The following is a 20,820-nucleotide window of genomic DNA, read 5'->3' as shown; positions in this document are numbered from 1 at the left end:
ACTGGCTACCCGTGCGTCACGGAACGACGAAAATCTGGTGGAATTGAGCTGATGGCAGACAAGGAACAGCGCTTCCGGAGCGAACAACTCGAGGAAGCCCTCGCGAAGCAGGACGTCGCTGCGGTGGCGTTCGCGCTCCGCCACGACATCGTGATCGTCCCCCGGCTCGTCACCGGCAAGAAGGACATGCAGGTGCGGGTGTTCGGCCGTGAGGGGTCGGACAAGCGCATCCTGCTGCTGTTCTCGTCGGCGGACGCCTACACGGCGATGGTGCCGGACGAGAAGATCCGGCAGGTCATGGTCTACGACGGGCCGCGGCTCGAGGAGTTCCTGGCCGCCCACCTCGACATGCTCGAGGGCGTGTTCTTCGACATCGCCGGCCCGCACACGATGCAGGCCGCGCCGGCGGACCTGCTGGCCGCTTTGCGCGCGTAGCCGCTCAGAACGCGCGGTCGAGCTCGCGTTCGCGCGGGGACTGCGTCATCGAGAACGCCACACGCAGGGCTTCGCGCAGGTGCCCGGAGTCCGAGCCGAGCACGGTCGTGAACCCGAGGCGGGTGGCCTCGTTCACGCGCTGCTTCGTGCCCGTGGCCGGACGGATCTCGCCGGCGAGGCTGATCTCGCCGACGGCCGCCAGCGTGTGCGGGTACGGACGGTCTCGTGCGGCGCTCGCGAGGGCCAGCGCGATCGCCAGGTCGGCGCCGGGCTCCGTGAGCTTCATGCCGCCCACCGTGGACACGTAGACGTCGGCGTCGGACAGCTTGAGGCCGGCGCGGCGTTCGAGCACCGCGAGCAGCATCGCCACACGGGAGGCATCGACACCGTTCACGACCCGGCGTGGCTGTGGCGCCGAACTCGGGACGATGAGCGCCTGCACCTCGACCGGCAGCGCCCGACGCCCCTCGAGTGCGACGGTGACGCAGGTGCCGGACACCGGGGTGGCGTTCTTCGACATGAAGAGGCCGCTCGGGTCGGGGACCTCGTGGATGCCGTCGCCGCCCATGTCGAAGCACCCGACCTCGTCGGTGGGGCCGAAGCGGTTCTTGAGCGCCCGGACGAAGCGCAGTGCCGTCTGCCGGTCGCCCTCGAAGTGGCAGACGACGTCGACCAGGTGCTCCAGGAGCCGCGGGCCGGCGATCGTGCCGTCCTTCGTGACGTGGCCGACGATGAGGACGGGCAGGGCGCGGTCCTTCGCGATGCGGATCAGGGTCGAGGCGACCTCGCGCACCTGGGACGTGCCGCCCGCGATGCCGTCGATCGAGCTCGACGAGATGGTCTGCACGGAGTCGGCGATGAGCAGGTCGGGCTGGACCTGGTCGATCTGGCCGATGATCACGCCGAGGTCGACCTCGCTCGCCAGGTACAGGTCGTCGTGCATCGCCCCGGTGCGTTCGGCACGGAGTCGGACCTGGTCGACGGACTCTTCGGCGCTGACGTAGAGGACGCGCTTGCCCGAGGCTGCGGCTCGGGAGGCGACCTCGAGCAACAGGGTCGACTTGCCGACGCCGGGCTCGCCGCTCAGCAGGACCGCGGCACCCGGCACCACGCCGCCGCCGAGGACGCGGTCGAACTCGCCGATGCCGGTCTGCCAGCGCTGCACCGAGGTGCCGCGGGCTTCGGTGATCGGTCGCGCGGCCCGGGCGCCGGTGACGGCGACCGCTGACGTGCCGCGGGTGCTCGCCGACGCCGCAGAGCTGTCCTCGACGGTGCCCCAGGTCTGGCACTCACCGCACCGGCCGACCCACTTGATGCTGGTCCAGCCGCACTCGGTGCAACGGTAGAGGGACTGCGGGCGCGCCATGTCGTCGAGGCTAGGCCGTACGGCCGACATCACCGGCGCGATCGTCCGGCTCGTCTGGTCCGCTTGGTTCGTCCGACCGGTCTCGTTCGTCGGGCACTGCGATCGAACCGGTCATCCGGTGGCGCAGGCGCTCGACCGGCCCCGGACCCTGGCGCGAGGCGTGGTCGAGTGCCTCGGCACCGTCGGTGTCCTGCTCGGCGCGGGCGTTCGCCACCGCCCCGGCTTCGCGACCGAGGTTCTCGGCCTCGCGCACGGACAGGTAGTGCCGGATCGCCGCCACGGTGTCGACGCGCGCGTCGACCGCGGGCTCGAAGGCGCTCGCCCAGACCTCGTAGCCGCGGTCGTTCGGGTGGAACAGGTCGCCGTAGCTGTTGAAGAAGGTGCGGCGGACCCCGACGCGCTTCGTGATGGTGTGCAGCGGCGCCACGGTCAGCCCGAACTCGTCGGCCACCCGGTGCACGATCTCGTTCGCCACCGCCACCTTGCGCTCCCGGTCCGGCACGAACATGCACGGCAGCTCGGCCACCACGGCGTGCGAGGGCACCGCGCCGTAGATCGCCCGGATGTTCCGCTCGAACTTGTCCGGATCGAAGTCGGCGATGTCGTTCGCCCCGATCGACACCGTGCAGACGTCGGGCGCGTAGTGCCGGAGCTTCGGCAGCTGGTCACGCTTCGCGCCCCACGTGGTCGAACCGGAGACGCTGAGGTTCACCACCCGCACGGACATGTGCGAGCGGTGCCGGATGCGCCGTGCGAGCAGCCCCACGTAGCCGCGCCCGGGTGCGGTTGCACCGACGCCCTGTGCCGCCGAGTCACCGATCGCCACGTAGAGCAGCTGCCCCTCGTGCTGCTGTCGTTCGCGCCACCAGTCGGCGTGGATCGGGAGCATGTCGACGACCCGTTGCGCCGCTGCCCGTTGGCCCTTCACGCCGGCGCGGGCACCGACGGCTGCGGCACCGACGACGCCGAGGCTGCCGACGACGGAGGTGAGGAGTGCGATGAGCGTGCGGGATCTCATGCCGTGGACGGTACGCCCGCCGGTCTTGCCGGAGACGAGGAGGACCTGTGGGTGTGGGGAGAGCCCTGCAGGTGACCCCCTGTGGAGGGCGACCCGGCCCGGGGTGTCATCACGGGCCTCCCGGATCGTGTAAACTCTTTCCCGGTACCGTGTCCGAGCGGCCGAAGGATCATGTCTCGAAAACATGTGTGGGGGCAACTCCACCGTGGGTTCAAATCCCACCGGTACCGCCAACGCAAAGAGCCCCAGATCCCCGTCACAACGGGGATCTGGGGCTCTTTCGCTCTGTCCCGGGAAGGTGTGAGCAACCGCAACTTCCGGGCCGTTACTCGGTGGCCGTCGTCTTCCTCGACGAAGGTGACACCCGACTCCGTTGCGGTCGTGGGCTCCGGAACTTGCGATAGGTGGCACTATGCGTTGGTTTGAGTCCCACCCTTTGAAGTGACCTGATGCTGCGTCTGTCTGCGGATGTCGATGACGTCGATCGCTCCGGCGGTGGTCGGTCGAGTGCCCGCGGCTCCTAGGCTCGACGCATGGGGATGAACAGGGATCAACGACTGGCCGCGATCATCGGAGGGCTCACGGCGGTGCTCGTCGGTGGCGGGCTGGCCGTCGCAGTGGCTCTCGGCTGATCGGCTCGTAGCCTGGGCAGCGAGCACGAGGAGGGGTGATGGCGCAGACGGCAGGACCGCCGGCGGCAGCGGACGGGCATCCGCAGCTCGGCTCGACGCACAAGAACGGCGATCGTCGCTTCGGTGTCGCGGGGCTCATGGCAGGTGTGTACGCCGGCCGAGGAACGCCGATGCTGTCGAGCCTGTACCAGTCGACGGTCACCGAGCACATCGGATCAGTCCGCGTCGGCGACGAGCTCCACGTCGAGTGGCGAGGGACCCACTGGTGGGCGTCGTCGGACGAAGGCGCCGTCGGCCGGCTCTCCTGGTCGAAGGGGCTTCGCGAGCAGACGGCGTACGCACCGGACGGGCCCAGCCCCTACGACTTCGACTACGGGACGCTGTACGTGCAGCACGTCACGGTGAACGCCGCCGGCGAGGTCGTCGACTGCGGCGGGTACGTCGTTCCGGACAACTACGAGCCGTCGGACTGGCCGATGACGCCGATCCCGGACCCTGCGGAGCGCGAGCTGACCATCACGATCGGCGCGCCGGCGCCCATGACTCGGCCCGTGCCGGCGGCGGGGGAGTCACCACCCCAGGCGAGTAGCGAGACCACTACGCGCTCCGGCTGGCTTCGGCGGCTGCGCGGGCGCGGCTGAGAGGGAGAGCAACCGATGACGACGTACACACCGCGAGAGCTGGCAGCCGAGCTCGGCTACACGAACGAGTCTCGTCCGGGGCGGGCCGTGCGGGCCTACCTGCGGGAGCGTTACCCGGAGCACACCGGATTCTGGGTACTCGACGAGGCGCAGGCCGACGACGTGCGCGCGAACGGGCCCCGCGCGTCGTGACGTGCGTCAGCCGCTGCGACGGTGCAGATCTCGCCCGTCCGAGGGCTTCACGGCGCGGCATTCGGACACGTCATCGGAAGCCGACGAAGGTATCCACTTCGCTGGTGCTGCGCGTCCAGGACCGATAGACAAGGAGCTCCGGGGAACGAAGGAGTTGCCGATGCTGGTTCAGGTCTGTGGTCTTCCCGGCGCAGGGAAGTCGACGCTGTCTGCTGCGATCGCGGAGCTGACGCCTTCACTGACGCTTCGCGTTGATGCGATCGAGGGCGCGATGTGGAAGTACCAGATTCCGCGCGAGCAGTCCGGGATCGCCGCCTACTCGGTCATGCACGCCATCGCGGTGCCGAATCTGCGGCGAGGACAGGTGGTCATCGCCGACGCGGTGAGTGGCGCGGAACCCGCTCGGGCTGGATGGGCGTCGACAGCGGAAGCCGCCGGGGTTCCGCTGCGCGTGATCGAGGTCGTGTGTGCGGACGTCAACGAGCACCGTCGCCGGGTGGAGCAGCGTGCGAATGACCTGCCTGGGTTCACCTTGCCGACGTGGGACGAGGTGCAGCGGGCCGCCGACGAGTACGAGCCCCGCACGGACGATCGACTCGTCATCGACAGCACCCGCCCGCTAGAAGAGACGGTGCGCCGGGCCCTTGACTACCTCGAGCTCCACGTCCGGTAACCGACAGTTCGACGGTCCGGCGGGAGTGACGGGTGCGCGGCTACTTCCTCTCGTACCTGCTCCAGTAGCGCGCGAGCGCCGCCTGACCCGGTCGCGCCGTTGTGAACAGGAGCAGAGCAAACCCGACGACGACGAGAACCGCCGCCAGACGGTCGAGCCTGCCGTCCGAGTGGGCCATCAACACGAAGCCGATGATGATGACCAGCAGCCCCAGCGTCATGAGTGCAACGCGTCGAGGGGTCATGAGTGCGAACATGTCGTCGCCGTACCCGGCGGGGTTCGTGGTGAGCAACAGCGCGAGTACGGCGGTGGTTCACACACCTGCCACTTCCGGTTCACGGGCCTGCGCCACGCTTCTGCTCTGTGTCACCGAATTGTGTGACCACGCCCCGAGTGGAGAGAACGCCATGCGCCGGTTCCTGATCGCTGTTCCGAGACGTCGGGCCCGCACGGTGCTGGGGGTCCTGGCGGTGGCGTGCGCCGTGTCCTTGATCGCTCCGGCGGGAGCGTCCGCGGCGACATCGCGGACCGCGCCGCGTCCAGGGGCCTACGGGTACTTCGTGGACACCTACAAGACGAACACCCCTGCCGCCACGACGCCGGAGACGAACGCCGCGACCGGGGTGCTGTCGCAGTTCGGCAACCTGTGGAGCCCGGGATCGTCGTGGGACAACGGGGTCGCAACCAGTGCCGCAGCGCAGCGGATCCTGGACTCGAACATCGCGCAGGCAGCGCGGACCACGCAGACCCGCACGGATGCGCAGGGGCACGAGGCGTACCTGATCGACCGACGGAACCAGAGCTACTCGGCCATCGCGGGGTTCGGTGACCTGTCCGACGCGGTGCGGACCGCGACGAACGCCGGCACGACGATCCCCGACGAGATCCCGGCGGATGCCACGACGAAGCAGTACGTCGACCAGGGCAACGCGAAGGGGTCGTGGGCGGACCCCGATTCGGAACTCGGCGACGTCGTCCAGCTGGTGAACACGCTGCGTGGCGACTACTCCTCGGCCAGCAACGCGAAGAAGTACTACCAGTACGCGCGGCCGTACCGGCAGAGCCAGGACGTCAAGGTGCTGCCGCAGCTCGTCCCCGAGAAGTCCCCGACGCCCGCCACCGACGGCGGGTTCCCCAGCGGACACACCAACGCCGGCTACCTGGCCTCCCTGGCGTTCGCGTACGCGTACCCGGAGAAGTACACCGAGCTCCTCGCCAACGGCTCGGAGATCGGCAACAGTCGGATCGTCGCGGGGATGCACTCACCGCTCGACGTCATGGGGGGACGAGTCCTGGCGACTGCTCTGGCGGCGGCCGTCCTGAACGACCCGGCCAACACGCAGCTCGAGCAGCAGGCGCACCAGCAGGCGGAGAAGGTGCTCGCCGCCGCCAGCCCGAGCACGGTCGATCGGGACGCGGACTACGCAGCGGACAAGAAGGACTACCGCGGGCGTCTGACGTACGGGTTCACGCGGACCGGCGCGAAGACGATCCCCGCCACGGTGCCGAAGGGTGCCGAGGCGCTCCTGCGGACCCGCCTGCCGTACCTCAGCGACGACCAGATCCGAGAGGTGCTCCGGACGACCGCGCTGCCGTCGGGCTACCCCCTGCTGGACGATGCGGAAGGGTGGGGGCGCCTCGACCTCTTCTCGGCAGCGTCCGGCTACGGAGCGTTCGACAGCGCGGTGAGCGTCTCGATGGACGCCGCCGAGAAGGGACTGGACGCCGCCGACACCTGGCGCAACGACATCGGCGGGACCGGGTCACTGACCAAGCGGGGGACCGGCACCCTCACCCTCGCCGGCTCGAACCGCTACACCGGCGGCACCGTCGTCCGCGGTGGGACGCTGATCGCGGACTCCGCTGCTGCCCTGGGCAAGGGGTCGGTGACCACTGTCTCCGGCACGCTCGCCGAGGCCAGCACGAGGGTGATCCGCATCGGCGGCAACCTGACGCAGCGCTCGCACGCCGTACTCTCGCTGAGTGTCTCCGGACCCCGTCCGGCCCTGCGCGTCGAGGGCACGGCGTCGTTCGGCGGGACGCTGCGGGTGCACGTCGCCAAGGGCACGGCTGTGGCGAACGACGTGGTCCTGATCACGGCGGACCGGATCGCGAAGGGTTCGAGCTTCAGCCGGGTCCGCGTCGCCGGCCTGCCCGCCGGGTACAAGCCCGTGGTGGAGCGCCACGGCAACGAACTGCACCTCGTCAACGCCAACGCGACGAAGCACGGCCACGGGCACAGCCGGGGCCACGGCGCCGCCTGAAGCGGAGCGCGTCAGGTCGGCTCCGAGTGCGGCCGGCACGACGGGCTGTGCTCAGGCCGCCCCGTCACCGAGGCCGAGCAGCAGCTTCCGGAGGAGCCCGGCCAGCTGCTGCTCCTCGTCGCTGCTCAGCGTGCTGAGGAGCGCCCGTTCGTTCTCGACGTGCCGGGCCAGCGCCGCGTCCACCACCGTCAGCCCGTGATCGGTCAACGTGACCAGCACGCTCCGTCGGTTCGCGGGGTCGGTCTCCCGCGTGACGTAGCCCTTCGCGACGAGCCGGTTCAAGCGGTTCGTGACGGCGCCCGAGGTCACCATCGTGGCGGCGAGCATCTGTCCGACGGCCAGCCGGTGTGGCGATCCCGAACGTCGGAGGGTCGCGAGGAGGTCGAACTCACCCGGCAGTAGGTCGTGCTCAGCGAGGACGGCACCGACCTTCCGGTCGAGGATCGCTTCGGCGCGCCCGATGCGCCCGATGACGGCCATCGCGCGGACGTCGAGGTCTGGTCGTTCCCGGCCCCACTGGGCCAGGACTCGATCGACGGCATCCTCCACCGGACCACTCCTTCACGCTGAACTGTTCGACGCGAGCCTATCGGAGCCATAATGTCTCAACGTTGAGAAGTTCAGCATGAAGGAACCGAGGCTCCGATGACCGATCGCCCACTGTCCACGTCGGCGACGGCCGGCCTCACGCTCAGCGCGGCAGTGGCGCCGATCGTGTGGGGGTCGACCTACGTGGTCACCACCGAGCTCCTGCCCGCCGATCACCCGATGACGGCGAGTGTCCTCCGTGCGCTCCCCGCAGGCCTGCTGCTGCTCGCGCTCCGGCCGGGAGTCCCACCGAGGGGCTGGCGCCTCCGGACGTTCGTGCTCGGCATGCTCAACATCGGGTGCTTCTTCCCGCTGCTGTTCGTCGCGGCCGACCGGCTGCCGGGTGGCTTGGCGGCCATCGTCGGTGCGCTCCAGCCGCTCGTCGTCGTGGCCCTCACCCTGGCGCTGCGGTGGGGACGGCCCGCGTTCACCCACGTGGCGTGGGGAGTCGTGGCCCTGGTGGGCGTCGCGCTCGTCTCCCTCAGCGGAGGTGCCGTGTTCGACGTGCTCGGGCTCGCGGCCGCGGCGCTCGGCACGGTGTCCATGGCACTGGGGCTCCTGCTCACTCGTCGGTGGGGCACCCCGGAGGGCACACACCCCCTGACCTCGACCGCATGGCAACTCATCGTCGGGGGCGTGGTGATCGCCCCGCTCATCCCGATCGTCGACAGCGGGCCGTGGCAGCCGACCGCCGCCGGGTACGCGGGGTACGCCTGGCTCACGCTGGTCGGTGGGGCCCTGGCCTACAGCGTCTGGTTCCGAGGCGCACGGGTGCTGCCGTCGGCCCGGATCGCGTTGTTGGGCGTCCTCAGCCCGTTGACCGCTGCGGTGCTCGGGTGGGTCGTCCTCGGCCAGGCGCTGTCGCCGCTGCAGATCGTCGGCTTCGTCGTCGCGCTCCTCGGTTCCCTGGGTGGGCAGCTCGGACGAGCGGTGTCTCGGGGGCCTTCCTCCGAGCCGCTCAGCCGTAGATCGAGTCCGGGATCTCCGGGCAGGCGGTGACGAGCTCGTAGTACTGGGACTGCGGCAGATCGACCGACCGGTACGGCGACCACGCCCCGTCGCTGTCGACGAACTCCTGCTCGCTCGGGCCGCGCCCCACCGCGATGCCGTGGTCCTGCAGGCACTTCGTGAGCTCGCCCGTGGAGTAGCGGTAGAGCCACTCCAGCTGGGACTCGTTGAAGGCAGTCTGGTACTTCGCGGCCATGGGGTACTTGGCCCCGCACGTGTACTCAGCGACCGCGAACGCCTCGGACCGTGCGTCCGGGACCTGCCCGGAGGCGAGGCTCGCGTCGGGCATCGCCTTCGCCTGCGGGAACCCCGCCGCGGTCATGCACCGTTCCTGCGTCGGGGCCCAGTCGGCGTGCGAGACGGTCCGGACGCGGTCGACCGCCGGCCGCTCGAGCCCCGGATGGCGTGACTCGACCAGCTGCCACGCCTGGTCGGCATTCGCGTCGAGGATGGTCTCCGCTCGCGCTGCGCTCAACGCATCGGGCTCCGGCCCGGAGGCAGCCCCTGGCGCGGCACATGCGGACAACCCGGTGACCACTGCGATGCAGACCACGCTCGCTGCTGCAGTGAGGAGCTGATGGTTTCGTCGTCGCAAGTGTCCCCCTGGAGCCGCGATCGTCAGAACTGCCGGTTCGCCACATCCGCCCGGTGCGACACCGCCAGTATGTCCCGCAGCCGCGCGGCGGGCAACGGTGCTCCCTGATCGGCCAGGTAGTCCGCCGCGAACCCCTCGGCACTCGCCGCGTAGATCCCCGTGTACGCCCCGGACTCCGGCTCGAAGCGCCACGACTCGGCGAGGGTCCCGGCGTCCACGGTGTCGAACCCGAGCAGCTGCACGAGCTCGGCGACCACGGCCTCGGCCTGCTCGTCGTCGCCCGCGATCGGCAGCGCCGTGCGGGGCGCGGAGCCGGCGAGGTTCGGGATGTGGTGCGCGACGATGTTGTTGAACGCCTTGACGATCCGCGTGCCGGGCAGGAGCGTCTGCTCGTACTCGGCGGTGGTCGTCGCGAGGCTGTCGAGCTGCTCGATCCGGCCGTCGCGACCGGGGTAGTAGTTGCCCGTCGACAGCACGGTCCGCCCGGCGAAGGCGTCGAGGTCGGGTGCGAGTGCCGGGTAGGCGGTGAGCGGGATGGCGAGCACGGGCACGTCGCCGAACTCGACGGCCTGCCGCACGGTGCCGGCCTGGGCGTGCGGACCGAGCTCGGCGACGAGGTCCTGCAGCGACTCGGGGCCGCGCGAGTTCGCGATGAGGACGTCGAGGTCGGCGGCGACGGCCAGGCGTGCGATCGCGGTGCCGATGGCGCCGCTGCCGATGATGCCGATGCGGTTCATGTGGTGCCCTTTCAAGGAGGTGGACGTCAAGGAAGAAGCGGGGCTTCCCAGCCCCGCCGCGACAGGGCGGAGAGCGCGGCGGACGACGAGTCGTCGGCCATCGCGGCACCCCGGACCCAGCTGGTCGCCAGGGCGGCGAGGAACAGGTCCCGCGCGCGGACGTCGGCACGCGCACGACCGGAACGCTGGGCGGCGCGGAGGAACTCGTCCGTGGTGGTGATGAACCCCTGGCAGGTCAGGGCGAGCGGCGACGAGTCGGACGAGGCGGCGGCGCGGAGCGGTTCGGGCAGTCCGTCGAACGTGCCCGCCCACTCGGTGACGGCGTCGAGCCAGCCGTGCAGGGCGTCGGCGGCGTCGACGGAGCCGTCGCGCAGGGCTTCGCGACGGGCCACCAGGTGCTCGTCGCGCGCGGCGAGGAGCTCGGCGAGCAGGGCCTCGCGCGTGGGGAAGTGCCGGTACAGGGTGCCGGCGCCGACGCCGGCCCGCTTGGCAATCGCGTCGAGCGATCCGGACACGCCCTGCTCGGTGAACGCCCGCTCCGCGACCCGCAGGATGTGGTCCCGGTTCCGCAGCGCGTCAGCGCGCGCGGGACGCGGCGGACGCGGGGAGTGCGGTGAACGCGGCGCGCGCCCGGCGGGAGCGGTCTGCTCGGGCATGGCGGGCCTCCAGGCTGCGGCGTCGAGTACCGGAGAGGCTCTCCGGAATCACCACAGTACAGGAGACGCTCTCCGTTTCGTCGCGGAAGCGCGACGCCCGGGCGTCAGGACTCCTCGGCAGCCTCCGCCGCGTCCGCCAGGTCCGACCGCGTGTTCGCGTGGATCGGCTCGCTGTGCCCGAAGGTCTTCGCGGCGGCGCGCAGCCGCCCGACGAACTCCCCGTTGTCCATCTCGAGTTCGTCCTCTTCCGCGTCCTCGATGACGATCTCGCTCGAGGGTCCGATGAGGATCTTCGTGGTGGTCATCGTCCCGTCGTCGGCGACGGCGGGCACGTCGACGGTGTCCGCTCGGTCCCCGCCTGCGAGGGCCGCGGCGTACTCGATCACGGCGTCGGCGACGTCGTCACCGACCAGGATCGTGGTGGCGTCGTAGTGGATGTGCTTCATCGCGTACTCCTTCCCGGACCCATACAAACGCGCGGCGCGGGAACCGGCTTCAGGATGACCGCTGCACGCGGTGGTCCGGGTCCGGGGACTCCAGGGCGTTCCACACATCGCCCCAGATCAGCTCGAAGTCGACGGGGCGGATGCGGTCGGCCCGGAGCGCCTGCTCCAGGATCGACAGCGCGTCCAGGGAGCCGGTGAGCAGACGCTCGTCGCCGTGGACCTCGCGGCGGCCGTCGCCCAGGAACGTCGTCACGGTGACGGACCGCACCCGTGGTCGCAGCGAGCGGGTGGTGCGGGCGAGGATCGCGAAGCCACCGCCGTAGACGAGCAGCGCGGTGGTCGTACCGACGGCGGGGACCGAGACGGCGAGCACCAGGGCGGCGAGGGCGACGACCGCCCCGACGGCCGGCCAGACGTGCCAGGCACGCAGCAGCAGGCGCTCGCCGGTGGTCGTGCCGGGCGGGAACACGACGAGGGTCCGCGAGCTCCACAGCGTCCGCCCGACGGGTCGGATCGTGTACCGGCCCCACAGGTGGGTGCCGTCGAGCAGCCGGGTGCGGACCGGCAGCGCCGTGGTCATCGATCCGCCGGCGCGAGTTCGGTGCGCACCGGCTCGAGTTCCGCGCGGACCGGCTCGAGTTCCGCCCGGACCGGCTCGACGACGTCGCGGTGCCGGACGGTCGCCAGGCACGGGAAGCAGACCAGGTCGCCTTCGCGGACGTCGGCGGGCAATGGAGCCGGGAGGCGGTGGAACGGACCGTCGGCCTGACCGTCACAGCGGGTGACGACGTACATCGGCGAGAGGGGAGCGGTGCTCCGACGTCCGATCAGGCGCACCTGGTCGAGCACGGCACAGGTCGGCAGGACCGCGTCCAGTTCCAGGAGCACCACCCCGGTGCGCGGTCGCCGCACGCGGGTGACCGACGCGACGGCGACGCTCACGTCCCGGGGTGCCCAGCCGCGCGGGCGGTACCGGGGCGGGGACTGCTCGGCGGTGTGCACGGTCGGGGTGCCGGTGAGGTCGGCGAGCCGGACCATCGAGATCGCCGAGACCAGCAGGTCGTCGGTGGTCGCGACGGTGTGGGCCGGCCAGAGGGACGGGTCCATCGGATCGGGGAGCGACGCGCGGAGCGTCGGCATGATCGCAGTCAGTGTCACGACCTCACGCTCTCGCGGGCTCGAGCAGCGCGGAAGGCCTCCTGACGGAACCCCTACGGCCGGGGGCGGAGTCCTGACGGAGCGCTCACCGGCGGGTGGCCGAGCGGAGTGCCGCGGTCCACCCGAGCGAGATCACGCCGGCGCCGATCAGGGTCTTCACCACGCCACCGAGGACGAACGGGTAGAGCCCGTACTGCAGGGTCTGCTGCAGGTCGAGGCCGAGTGCCACCGCGAGCCAGGCCATCCCGGCGACGAAGGTGACGACGGTGCCGAGGGCGAAGGACAGCAGCGCGTTCCGCAGCGGGCGGTCGCCGAAGCGTTCGGCGACCCAGCCGACCAGGGCCGCGGCGGCGACGAAGCCGACGATGTACCCGCCGGAGGGGCCGACGAGCACGCCGACCCCGGCCGAACCGTCCGCGAAGACCGGCAGTCCGACGACGCCGAGCAGTGCGTAGACGAGCATCGACAGGGCACCGCGACGGGCACCGAGCGCACTGCCGACGAGCAGCACGGCCAGGGTCTGCCCGGTGATCGGGACGGGCCAGATCGGCACGGACAGCTGTGCGGCACCGGCGGTCAGCAGTGCGCCGCCGAGGATCAGGGCGGTGCTGACGACAGCGGTGCGGGGGAGCAGGGCGTCGGCGAGCGGACGGTGTGCGGCGGGGGTGATCGTGGTCATGGTGACTCCTTGCAGAGGGGAGAGGGAGGGTCAGACCGCGACGGCGGCCAGCAGGGATTCGGCGTCGCGTCGGGCCTCGGCCACGGCGGCGGTGTCGAGGCCGCAGGCGCGCAGGCAGGTCGCCACGAGGGCGTCGCGGTCGGCGTCCTGCACGGGGCCGGACCGGCGGAGCTGGATGACGGTCTCGGTGATCTGGATGAGCACCGCACCGAGGCGCGACGGCGAGACACCGGCGGCGACCTCCGGGCTGGCAGCGCGCGAGCCGAGGCGCCCGTAGGCCTCCTGCAGTTCGACGCGCTCGGCCCGGAACCCGTCGTAGCGCTCGCCCTGCACCTCGGGCAGCAGGTACAGCGTGCCGATGTTGTGCGGCGTGCGGGCGAGGGTGTCCACGTCGGCGACGACCAGCGCGGCGAGGGCCCCTGCTGCCGAGGCGGACTCCGGCACGAGCTGCTCGAGGCCGCGGACCAGCTCGAGGCTCGGGCGCACCGAGGTCGTGAGCAGCTCGACGAGCATGTCGTCCTTGCCGGCGAAGTGGTAGTACAGCGAGGCCTGCCGGATCCCGACCCGTTCGGCGATCGCCCGGGTCGAGGTCGCGCTGATGCCGTTCTCGACGAACAGCGCGGCGGCGGCGTCGAGGATCTGGTCGCGCGGGCTCAGCGCGGAGTCGGCGTTCGGCACGACCCGCGGTCGGCCGGGGCGCACGGGCCGGTCGTCGGGGGACATGCCCCCATCCTGACAGCCGGTGTCCGTCACGACTGCTCCCGGTACGCGCGCCAGCCGCCGTGGTGGGTGATGTCCTCGGCCCCCTCGACCGCGAACGGCTCGACCAGGAACCCGGTGACCTCGGTGCCGTCGTCGAGTGCCACGGTGCCGATCGCCATCGGTGCCGGCAGGGCCGCGACGAAGGTGCCGAAGCCGGCGGCGGGCAGGCGCCAGACCTCCCCGACGATGCCCGAGCCCGAGCCCGACCCCGGCGCAGCAGCGCCGGACGCGACCGGACCCACGCGGACCAGCCCGGGCTTGGGCGGCACCGTGTCGAGGGCGTACAGCCGGTAGTCGGAAGCGGTGCGGGCCTCCCGGACGAACGATCCGCCGGACGCGACCAGCTGTCCGTTCAGCGGCTGACCGCGCAGGTGCGCCCCGACGACCAGCAGGTCGACGGTCGGGGCGACGAACGCGGCGGCCAACGCCGCCAGGCGCCGGTCGCTGAACGCCGGGCCGGTGAGCATGACACCGAACGGCAGGCCGTCGACGAAGCCGGCGGGCACGGCGAGCGAGGCCATGTCGAGCAGGTTCGCGAAGTTCGTGTACCGACCCATCCGGCTGTTCGCGCCGATCGGATCGGCCGCGACCTGCTCGAGCGTCGGGTGCCACGTCGTCGTCGGGGTGAGCAGGGCGGTCGTGCCCTCGAGCGCGGCGCGACCCGCTGCCCCGAACGCGTCGAGTCGTTCCTGGTCGGCGAAGAGCTCCGCGGCGGTCGGTCGTGCGCCACCGAGCACGATCGCGGCGACCGACGGGTCGAGGTCGGCACCGACCTCGTCGCGGTGGGCCTCGATGTGGGCGCCGACGGCCGCGTACCGCTCCGCGACGAACGCGCCGTCGTAGAGCAGCGACGCGGCGTCGAGCAGGGGTGCGATGTCGACCTCGACCACCTGGTGTCCGAGCGCACGGAACCGGTCGACGGCCGCGGCGAATGCCTCGGCCCAGCCGGGTGCGAGCCCCTCGAGCTGCGACGGCAGCGGCACCGCGATGCGCGGGACGGCCGGCAGGTCGGCGAGGGCGAGGTCGGGCCGCGCGAGCGGGTCGACGCCGTCCGGACCGGCCATCAGCTCCGCCGCCGTGCGCGCCAGGTCGAGCGACCGGGCGAACACCGTGACGCAGTCCTGTGAGCGGCAGGCGGGGACGACGCCCGTGTTCGGCACGAGCCCCTTCGTCGGCTTCACCCCGACCAGGTTGCCGAGCGCGGCGGGCACCCGGCCGGACCCGGCGGTGTCGGTGCCGAGCGCGAAGTCGACGATGCCCAGGGCGACCGCCGTGGCGGAACCGCTCGACGAGCCGCCGGAGATCCGCGTCGGGTCCCAGGCGTTCCGGACCGTGCCGAACGGTGAGCGGGTGCCGACCAGGCCCGTGGCGAACTGGTCGAGGTTCGTCTTGCCGACGACGACGGCACCGGCGGCGCGGAGCCGGGCGACGGCGGTGGCGTCGGCGGCGGGGTCGTGGGCGTAGGAGCGGGCGGCTGCGGTGGTGGGCAGGCCGGCGACGTCGATGTTGTCCTTCACGGCGAACAGCAGGCCGGCCAGGGGCAGCGTCGGGTCGACGGCTTCGGCCTCGGCCAGCACGTCGGCGCGGTCGCGCAGGGTGATCCAGACCTCGGGGCGGTCGACGGCGTCGATGCGGGCGAAGGCGTCGCGGACGCGGGCCGCGGCGGACGTCGTGGCGGCCGCGGTGGCGGCGGTCGGGCCGGCGCTCGCCGCGACGGCCCCGCTCACGCTGCCGCTCCGATCGCCGCGAGGACCTGCCCCGGCGCGACCTGGTCGCCCGGCTTGATGTACACCTCGAGCACGTGGCCCGGCACCGGTGCGTGCACCATCGACTCCATCTTCATCGCCTCCACGGCCAGCAGCTTCTGCCCCTCGTCCACACGGTCACCCGGGCGGACGTCCACCTGCCACACGGTCGAGGTGAAGGGGGCGTACACGGCGGTCGACCCCTCGGGCACGGTCACGGCGTCGGCCACCACGGCGGCCGGTTCGTCACGGACGTCGAACTCGCCCGATGCCCGCCACCGCTCCTTCTCCTCGCCGAACGCCTGCGCCTGCTGGGCCCGGAAGTCGGCGATGGACCCGGCGTTGTCGGCCAGGAACCGGTTGTACGACGCGATCGAGAACTCGCCCTCGACGGTCTCGAACGAGCCCCGTCCGGCGTCCGTCTCGGCGCGCAGCTCGAGCAGCTCGTCGGCACCGACCGGGTACCACTCGATCCGGTCGAAGAACCGCAGCGCCCACGGGTTCTCCTGGAACAGCCCGCCCCGGCGGAACCGGTTCCAGATCTGCACGGTGCGGCCGACGAACTGGTAGCCGCCCGGACCCTCCATGCCGTAGATGCACAGGTACGCACCACCGATGCCGACGGAGTTCTCGGCGGTCCAGGTGCGGGCCGGGTTGTACTTCGTCGTGACCAGGCGGTGCCGGGGGTCGAGCGGGGTCGCGACCGGGGCACCGAGGTACACGTCGCCCAGGCCGAGCACCAGGTAGCTCGCGTCGAACACGGTGCGGAAGACGTCGTCGACGCTCTCGAGCCCGTTGATGCGACGGATGAACTCGATGTTCCACGGCGTCCACGGGGCGTCGTTCCGGACGCCGTTCATGTACCGCTCGATCGCCAGGCGGGTGGCCGGGTCGTCCCACGACAGCGGCAGCTTCACGGTGCGCGACGGCACGACGAGCTGGTCGGTCGGCGGGATCTCGTCCTCGAGCTCGCGGAGCAGCCCCGCCACGTCGCGCGCCTTGAGCACGGACGCGTCGGTGTGCACCTGCAGCGAGCGGATGCCCGGCGTGATGTCGAGGATCCCCTTCGGCGTGTGCTCCTGCAGCTTCGTCATGAGCGCGTGCACGCGCATCCGCAGCGCGATGTCGAGGGTCATGTCGCCGTACTCGACGAGCACGTTGTCGTCGCCGTCGCGTCGGTACGCGACGCTCGGCCGCACGTCGGTCGCGTCCAGGCGGGCGATCACGCCGTCGTCGCCGTCGCCTCCGGTGCGCGGCACCGTCCTGGAGGCCCGGTGCGCGTCGAGCGCGGCGGCGTCGGCTTCGCGGACGGGGACGAACCGGACCGTGTCACCCGGTCGGAGCTGGCCCAGCTTCCACAGGTCGCCGCTGGCGACCACGGCGGGGCAGACGAAGCCGCCGAGCGACGGCCCGTCCGGTCCGAGGATGATCGGGGTGTCCCCGGTGAAGTCGATCGCACCGACCGCGTAGGGGGTGTCGTGGATGTTCGACGGGTGCAGACCGGCCTCGCCGCCGTCGGTCCGCGCCCACTCCGGCCGCGGCCCGATGAGCCGGATGCCGGTGCGTGCCGAGTTGTGGTGCACGGCGTAGTCGGTGGCGTAGAAGACGTCGAGGTCGGCGCGGGTGAAGAAGTCCGGTGCGGCGTGCGGCCCCTCGGTGACGGCGATCTCCCACGCGTCGGTCAGCGCGGTGCGGCGGTCGGCCGGGGTCGGACCGCCCACCAGGCCCAGACGGGTGCCGGACGGGAACGCCGGGTGCGGGGCGTCCGAGTCCGGGGATCCCGGGCGCAGGACGTCGCCGGCGAGCAGGGCCCGACCGGCGTGGCCGCCGAAGCCACCGAGCGTGAAGGTCGCGGTCGATCCGAGGTAGGTCGGCACGTCGAAGCCGCCGCGGACCGCCAGGTAGGTGCGGAGGCCCGGACCGGGGGCCGTGCCGATCGCCAGGGTCTGCCCGGCGCCGACCTCGACCGGCTCCCACAGCGCCACGGGTTCGCCGTCGAGGGTCACCGGCGCCGGCGCACCCGTGAGCGCGACCACCGCGGCGGCCGAGAACCGGAGCGTCGGGCCGGTGGCGGTGACCTCGAGCGCGGGGGCACCGTCCGGGTTGCCCACGGCGCGGTTCGCCTCGGCGAAGGACGCCGCGTCGAACGGGCCGCTCGGCGGGACGCCCACCTGCCAGTACCCGACCCGGCCCGGCAGGTCCTGGATCATCGTCATGGTGCCCGGGGCGACGACGTCGATCCGCGGGTCCGGGTCCTCGGTCGCGTCGAGCGTCGAGGTGGAGTGCGTGGCGGTGCGGAGCTCGAGGTCGTCGGTCAGTGCACGGAGGAGCCCGGCGTTCGTGACGATGCCGTCGATGCGGGTGGCCGCGAGCCCGTCGCGCAGCAGGTCGAGCGCGTCGTCGCGGGTCTCCCCGGTGGCGATCACCTTGGCGAGCATCGGGTCGTAGAACGCGGACACCTCGGAGCCGGTCTCGACCCAGCCGTCGACGCGGATGCCGGTGCGCTCGCCGGAGGGGGTGGTCGCGCTCGGGAACACGGCCTGGGTGACGAGGCCACTGGAGGGCAGCGAGCCCTTCGCCGGGTCCTCGGCGTAGACGCGGGCCTCGACGGCGTGGCCGTTCGGGGTCCAGGTGCGGTCGAACACGTCGGGGCCGATGCCGTCGGCGCCGTCGCGGGCCAGGCGGAGCATGAGCTCGACGAGGTCGACGCCGAACACTTCCTCGGTGACCGGGTGCTCGACCTGCAGGCGGGTGTTCACCTCGAGGAACGACGCCTCTTCGCGCACCGGGTCGTAGACGAACTCGACGGTGCCGGCGCTGCGGTACCCGACGCTCTCGGCGAGGCGGCGGGCGGACGCGTGCAGCTCGGCGCGGACGTGCTCGGGGAGTGCCGGTGCCGGGGCCTCCTCGATGACCTTCTGGTTGCGGCGCTGCAGGGAGCAGTCGCGGTCGCCGATCACCGCGACGCGGCCTTCGCCGTCGCCGAAGAGCTGGACCTCGACGTGCCGTGCCGGCCGCACGAGCCGCTCGAGGAAGATGCCGGCCGACCCGAAGTTCGCGGTCGCCAGGCGGACGACGCTCGTGTACGCCTCGCGGACCTCGTCGAGGGTCGAGCACGCCTGCATGCCGATCCCGCCGCCACCCCCGGTGGCCTTGAGCATGACGGGCAGGCCGATGCGCTCGGCCTCGGCCACGGCGTCGTCGACGCTGGCGAGCAGCCCGGTGCCGGCGAGCATCGGGACCCCGGCGGCGGCGGCCAGCTCGCGGGCGGTGTGCTTCGCGCCGAACCGGACGATCTGGTCGGCGGTCGGCCCGACGAACCGGATGCCGGCGTCCTCGCAGGCCTGGGCGAACTCGGTGTTCTCGGACAGGAACCCGTAGCCGGGGTGCACGAGTCCGGCGCCGGTGTCCTTCGCGGCCTGCACGACCGCGTCGATGCGCAGGTACGAGTCGCGGGCGGGTGCGGGTCCGAGCCGGACGGCGGTGTCGGCCTCGCGGACGTGGGGTGCCGCGCGGTCGGCGTCCGAGTAGACGGCGACGGTGCGCATGCCGAGCGCCTTCGCGGAGCGGATGATGCGGCGGGCGATCTCACCGCGGTTCGCGACGAGGACGGTGTCGGTGCTGAGGGCGGGGGTCTGGTTCACGGTGGCGGTCCCGGTGGGGTCGGGCGCGGCGGTCACGGCTGGACCACGATCATGCGCAGCGGTGTGCAGGAGAAGTCGTTGCAGGGGTTGTTCATCTGCGGGCAGTTCGAGACGACGACGAGCACGTCCCGCTCGGCCCGGATCGCGACCCGCTTGCCGGGGGCGCTCATGCCGTCGACGATCCCGAGGGCGCCGTCGGCCTCGACCGGCACGTTCATGAACCAGTTGAGGTTCGACACGATGTCGCGGGCACCGAGTCCGTGGCGGCCGGCCTCGGCCAGGAAGTTCTCGCGGCAGCCGTGCTGGTACTGGGTGTGGTGCCCGTACCGCAGGGTGTTCGACTCCTTCGAGCACGCGCCGCCGATGGTGTCCTGCCGGTCGATCTCGTTCGCGACGACGGTCATCAGCGGGCGGCCCTCGTTCGACATCAGGACGGTGCCGGTCCGGACGTACGCGTTGCCCTGTGCGGCGAGGGTGTCCGGCACGCTGTACCGCTCGTCGGGGTCGTGGGCGTCGTAGAGCAGGCAGTCGGCGCTCTGGTTGCCGCCGACGTCGACGATGGTGAGCACCTCGCCGGCGCGGACCACGGCGGACCACGGCGCGAGCGGGGCGACCCGGTCGTCGCGGACCACGGTGCCCGGCACCAGGGACTCGCTCCAGTCGAGGGCGACGTCCGGGTCGTGGACGGCTCCGACCGGGACGGTCGAGGCGGGGGTGTGGGTCGTCGTGTCGGTCATCACAGGCCTCGGGCTTCCGCGTGGTCGATCGAGTTCAGGTAGGCGCGGGTGAGCTCCGGCGTCGCGGTGAACCGCTCGTCGGCCGCGGTCGTCGGGGCCCCGCGCCAGGCGTGCACCCGCAGTGGTCCGACCAGGTAGTCCGGGCGCGGGTCGATCGGGTGCGCGACGTTCGCGACCAGCACGAGCAGCGGCAGCTCGGCGACGAGCGTGACGTGGGTGCCAGCGCCGGCCGAACCGGTGAAGGTCATCGCCCCCTCGGCGTCGATCCGCACGCCCTGGAAGAACGAGATGCTCGGCGGCAGGTCCCGCTTGGTGAGCCCGTGCTTGGCGGCGGCCTTCGCGAACAGCGACCGACCGCTCGGGGTGCGCCCCTCGGGTGCCGCGTCGCCGTACTTCCGCTCGTTCCAGGCGTCGGTCGAGGTGCCGCAGAACGCATCGTGGTGCCCCGAGGTGTCCTCGAGCACGGTCGCGAGTGCCCGGCCGTCCCCGCTCAGCAGGGGGGAACCCTGGCCCAGGTACGCCTGCCACGGGATCTTCTGGGTGTCGGCGACGTTGAGCCGCTCCCACGGTTCGAGCGCGTTGAACACCAGGACGTTGGCGCAGGCCTGACCCGTCGGGTCGTCGAACCGCAGCCGTGACCCGCGGGCCAGCACCTTGTGCGTGTACCCGCCCGGCGCCACCGTCTCGGCCCAGACGAGCTGAGCGGGGTCGACGCCCTCGGGGGCGAACGGTGACGACGACGCCGGCAGGTACGGCATGTACTCGGACTGCGCGCCGGCCTGGGCGCGTGCGTCGGACCGGGAGGCGAGCACGCTGTCGGTCTGGTGGAGGTCGCGCATGGGGT

22 protein-coding genes and 1 tRNA gene are annotated in these 20,820 nt (G+C 71.9%); 7 read left to right on the top strand and 16 right to left on the bottom strand.

Annotated elements, in window-relative coordinates; all coding sequences use genetic code 11:
- Window positions 1-51 precede the first annotated feature (51 nt).
- Window positions 52-435 carry an SseB family protein gene (locus DEJ12_RS00790; RefSeq protein WP_017887661.1) on the top strand — a complete coding sequence of 128 codons (384 nt, stop codon included), beginning with the start codon at window positions 52-54 and terminating at the stop codon, window positions 433-435.
- Between the two features lie 4 nt (window positions 436-439).
- Here DEJ12_RS00790 and radA read toward each other — a convergent pair whose 3' ends face one another.
- Both radA and DEJ12_RS00780 read right to left on the bottom strand, forming a co-directional pair.
- A complete protein-coding gene (gene radA / locus DEJ12_RS00785; protein WP_027467076.1) occupies window positions 440-1,801 on the bottom strand; it encodes a DNA repair protein RadA in 1,362 nt (453 codons plus the stop codon).
- Between the two features lie 10 nt (window positions 1,802-1,811).
- Window positions 1,812-2,819, bottom strand: a complete 1,008-nt coding sequence (locus DEJ12_RS00780; protein WP_111028716.1) for an SGNH/GDSL hydrolase family protein — start codon at window positions 2,817-2,819, stop codon at window positions 1,812-1,814.
- A 143-nt stretch (window positions 2,820-2,962) separates the two neighbouring features.
- On the opposite strand from DEJ12_RS00780, the gene DEJ12_RS00775 reads away from it, so the two are divergent.
- The 4 genes from DEJ12_RS00775 to DEJ12_RS00765 all read left to right on the top strand — a co-directional run bounded on the left by DEJ12_RS00775 (window position 2,963) and on the right by DEJ12_RS00765 (window position 4,957).
- Window positions 2,963-3,052: transfer RNA gene (locus DEJ12_RS00775), tRNA-Ser, on the top strand.
- 437 nt (window positions 3,053-3,489) lie between these two features.
- Window positions 3,490-4,092, top strand: a complete 603-nt coding sequence (locus tag DEJ12_RS00770; protein WP_111028715.1) for a hypothetical protein — start codon at window positions 3,490-3,492, stop codon at window positions 4,090-4,092.
- A gap of 15 nt (window positions 4,093-4,107) precedes the next feature.
- A complete protein-coding gene (locus DEJ12_RS17885) occupies window positions 4,108-4,284 on the top strand; it encodes a hypothetical protein (protein WP_181433074.1) in 177 nt (58 codons plus the stop codon).
- Window positions 4,285-4,444: 160 nt separating this feature from the next.
- Window positions 4,445-4,957: an ATP-binding protein gene (locus DEJ12_RS00765; protein ID WP_111028714.1), complete on the top strand. Its 513-nt coding sequence runs from the start codon at window positions 4,445-4,447 to the stop codon at window positions 4,955-4,957.
- Window positions 4,958-4,997: 40 nt separating this feature from the next.
- On the opposite strand, the gene DEJ12_RS00760 is transcribed toward DEJ12_RS00765, so the two are convergent.
- Window positions 4,998-5,213 (bottom strand): hypothetical protein, encoded by a 216-nt coding sequence (locus DEJ12_RS00760; protein WP_146245561.1) that lies wholly within the window; start codon window positions 5,211-5,213, stop codon window positions 4,998-5,000.
- 304 nt (window positions 5,214-5,517) lie between these two features.
- Between DEJ12_RS00760 and DEJ12_RS18295 the strand changes: the two genes are divergently transcribed.
- Window positions 5,518-7,221 carry a phosphatase PAP2 family protein gene (locus DEJ12_RS18295; RefSeq protein WP_111028712.1) on the top strand — a complete coding sequence of 568 codons (1,704 nt, stop codon included), beginning with the start codon at window positions 5,518-5,520 and terminating at the stop codon, window positions 7,219-7,221.
- Window positions 7,222-7,272: 51 nt separating this feature from the next.
- Here DEJ12_RS18295 and DEJ12_RS00750 read toward each other — a convergent pair whose 3' ends face one another.
- Entirely contained in the window at window positions 7,273-7,770 is a 498-nt protein-coding gene (locus tag DEJ12_RS00750; RefSeq protein WP_111028711.1) for a MarR family winged helix-turn-helix transcriptional regulator, read from the bottom strand.
- 96 nt (window positions 7,771-7,866) lie between these two features.
- Here DEJ12_RS00750 and DEJ12_RS00745 point away from each other — a divergent pair, with 96 nt between their 5' ends.
- On the top strand, window positions 7,867-8,808 hold the full coding sequence (locus DEJ12_RS00745) for an EamA family transporter (protein WP_111028710.1): 942 nt from the start codon (window positions 7,867-7,869) through the stop codon (window positions 8,806-8,808).
- Here DEJ12_RS00745 and DEJ12_RS00740 read toward each other — a convergent pair.
- From DEJ12_RS00740 to DEJ12_RS00685, 12 genes are all read right to left on the bottom strand, one after another.
- Window positions 8,768-9,292: a hypothetical protein gene (locus DEJ12_RS00740; protein WP_111028709.1), complete on the bottom strand. Its 525-nt coding sequence runs from the start codon at window positions 9,290-9,292 to the stop codon at window positions 8,768-8,770. The genes DEJ12_RS00745 and DEJ12_RS00740 overlap by 41 nt on opposite strands.
- A gap of 143 nt (window positions 9,293-9,435) precedes the next feature.
- Entirely contained in the window at window positions 9,436-10,149 is a 714-nt protein-coding gene (locus DEJ12_RS00735; RefSeq protein WP_111028708.1) for an NADPH-dependent F420 reductase, read from the bottom strand.
- A gap of 26 nt (window positions 10,150-10,175) precedes the next feature.
- On the bottom strand, window positions 10,176-10,805 hold the full coding sequence (locus DEJ12_RS00730; protein ID WP_111028707.1) for a TetR/AcrR family transcriptional regulator: 630 nt from the start codon (window positions 10,803-10,805) through the stop codon (window positions 10,176-10,178).
- A 104-nt stretch (window positions 10,806-10,909) separates the two neighbouring features.
- Window positions 10,910-11,251 (bottom strand): hypothetical protein, encoded by a 342-nt coding sequence (locus DEJ12_RS00725; protein ID WP_071404752.1) that lies wholly within the window; start codon window positions 11,249-11,251, stop codon window positions 10,910-10,912.
- Window positions 11,252-11,300: 49 nt separating this feature from the next.
- Window positions 11,301-11,831: a DUF6611 family protein gene (locus DEJ12_RS00720; RefSeq protein WP_111028706.1), complete on the bottom strand. Its 531-nt coding sequence runs from the start codon at window positions 11,829-11,831 to the stop codon at window positions 11,301-11,303.
- Entirely contained in the window at window positions 11,828-12,409 is a 582-nt protein-coding gene (locus DEJ12_RS00715) for a hypothetical protein (protein ID WP_111028705.1), read from the bottom strand. The genes DEJ12_RS00720 and DEJ12_RS00715 overlap by 4 nt, the downstream gene beginning before the upstream one ends.
- Window positions 12,410-12,494: 85 nt before the next feature.
- Window positions 12,495-13,088 (bottom strand): biotin transporter BioY, encoded by a 594-nt coding sequence (locus DEJ12_RS00710; RefSeq protein WP_111028704.1) that lies wholly within the window; start codon window positions 13,086-13,088, stop codon window positions 12,495-12,497.
- Window positions 13,089-13,118: 30 nt separating this feature from the next.
- Entirely contained in the window at window positions 13,119-13,811 is a 693-nt protein-coding gene (locus DEJ12_RS00705; protein WP_111028703.1) for a TetR/AcrR family transcriptional regulator, read from the bottom strand.
- Window positions 13,812-13,837: 26 nt separating this feature from the next.
- Window positions 13,838-15,577, bottom strand: a complete 1,740-nt coding sequence (gene atzF, locus DEJ12_RS00700) for an allophanate hydrolase (RefSeq protein WP_111028702.1) — start codon at window positions 15,575-15,577, stop codon at window positions 13,838-13,840.
- Entirely contained in the window at window positions 15,574-19,275 is a 3,702-nt protein-coding gene (uca, locus tag DEJ12_RS00695; protein WP_375334584.1) for an urea carboxylase, read from the bottom strand. Before uca ends, atzF begins: the two co-directional genes overlap by 4 nt.
- Window positions 19,272-19,976: an urea amidolyase associated protein UAAP2 gene (locus tag DEJ12_RS00690; protein ID WP_111028701.1), complete on the bottom strand. Its 705-nt coding sequence runs from the start codon at window positions 19,974-19,976 to the stop codon at window positions 19,272-19,274. The genes uca and DEJ12_RS00690 overlap by 4 nt, the downstream gene beginning before the upstream one ends.
- Window positions 19,976-20,815, bottom strand: coding sequence for an urea amidolyase associated protein UAAP1 (locus DEJ12_RS00685; RefSeq protein WP_111028700.1), 840 nt, complete (start codon window positions 20,813-20,815; stop codon window positions 19,976-19,978). The genes DEJ12_RS00690 and DEJ12_RS00685 overlap by 1 nt, the downstream gene beginning before the upstream one ends.
- Window positions 20,816-20,820: the final 5 nt, after the last annotated feature.

Origin of the sequence: Curtobacterium sp. MCLR17_059, from assembly GCF_003234665.1 — a bacterium.
GTDB lineage: Bacteria > Actinomycetota > Actinomycetes > Actinomycetales > Microbacteriaceae > Curtobacterium > Curtobacterium flaccumfaciens.
Note: the sequence above shows the minus strand (reverse complement) of the source record. Positions and strands in the feature narration are given on the sequence as shown.

Coding starts and splice junctions, on each gene's coding strand:
- DEJ12_RS00690 (WP_111028701.1), bottom strand. CDS start 19,976: ATGACCGACACGACGACCCACACCCCCGCCTCGACCGTCCCGGTCGGA.
- DEJ12_RS00765 (WP_111028714.1), top strand. CDS start 4,445: ATGCTGGTTCAGGTCTGTGGTCTTCCCGGCGCAGGGAAGTCGACGCTG.
- DEJ12_RS00725 (WP_071404752.1), bottom strand. CDS start 11,251: ATGAAGCACATCCACTACGACGCCACCACGATCCTGGTCGGTGACGAC.
- DEJ12_RS00790 (WP_017887661.1), top strand. CDS start 52: ATGGCAGACAAGGAACAGCGCTTCCGGAGCGAACAACTCGAGGAAGCC.
- DEJ12_RS17885 (WP_181433074.1), top strand. CDS start 4,108: ATGACGACGTACACACCGCGAGAGCTGGCAGCCGAGCTCGGCTACACG.
- DEJ12_RS00760 (WP_146245561.1), bottom strand. CDS start 5,213: ATGTTCGCACTCATGACCCCTCGACGCGTTGCACTCATGACGCTGGGG.
- DEJ12_RS00705 (WP_111028703.1), bottom strand. CDS start 13,811: ATGTCCCCCGACGACCGGCCCGTGCGCCCCGGCCGACCGCGGGTCGTG.
- DEJ12_RS00735 (WP_111028708.1), bottom strand. CDS start 10,149: ATGAACCGCATCGGCATCATCGGCAGCGGCGCCATCGGCACCGCGATC.
- DEJ12_RS00710 (WP_111028704.1), bottom strand. CDS start 13,088: ATGACCACGATCACCCCCGCCGCACACCGTCCGCTCGCCGACGCCCTG.
- DEJ12_RS00780 (WP_111028716.1), bottom strand. CDS start 2,819: ATGAGATCCCGCACGCTCATCGCACTCCTCACCTCCGTCGTCGGCAGC.
- DEJ12_RS00685 (WP_111028700.1), bottom strand. CDS start 20,815: ATGCGCGACCTCCACCAGACCGACAGCGTGCTCGCCTCCCGGTCCGAC.
- radA (WP_027467076.1), bottom strand. CDS start 1,801: ATGGCGCGCCCGCAGTCCCTCTACCGTTGCACCGAGTGCGGCTGGACC.
- DEJ12_RS00720 (WP_111028706.1), bottom strand. CDS start 11,831: ATGACCACGGCGCTGCCGGTCCGCACCCGGCTGCTCGACGGCACCCAC.
- DEJ12_RS00770 (WP_111028715.1), top strand. CDS start 3,490: ATGGCGCAGACGGCAGGACCGCCGGCGGCAGCGGACGGGCATCCGCAG.
- DEJ12_RS00730 (WP_111028707.1), bottom strand. CDS start 10,805: ATGCCCGAGCAGACCGCTCCCGCCGGGCGCGCGCCGCGTTCACCGCAC.
- DEJ12_RS00745 (WP_111028710.1), top strand. CDS start 7,867: ATGACCGATCGCCCACTGTCCACGTCGGCGACGGCCGGCCTCACGCTC.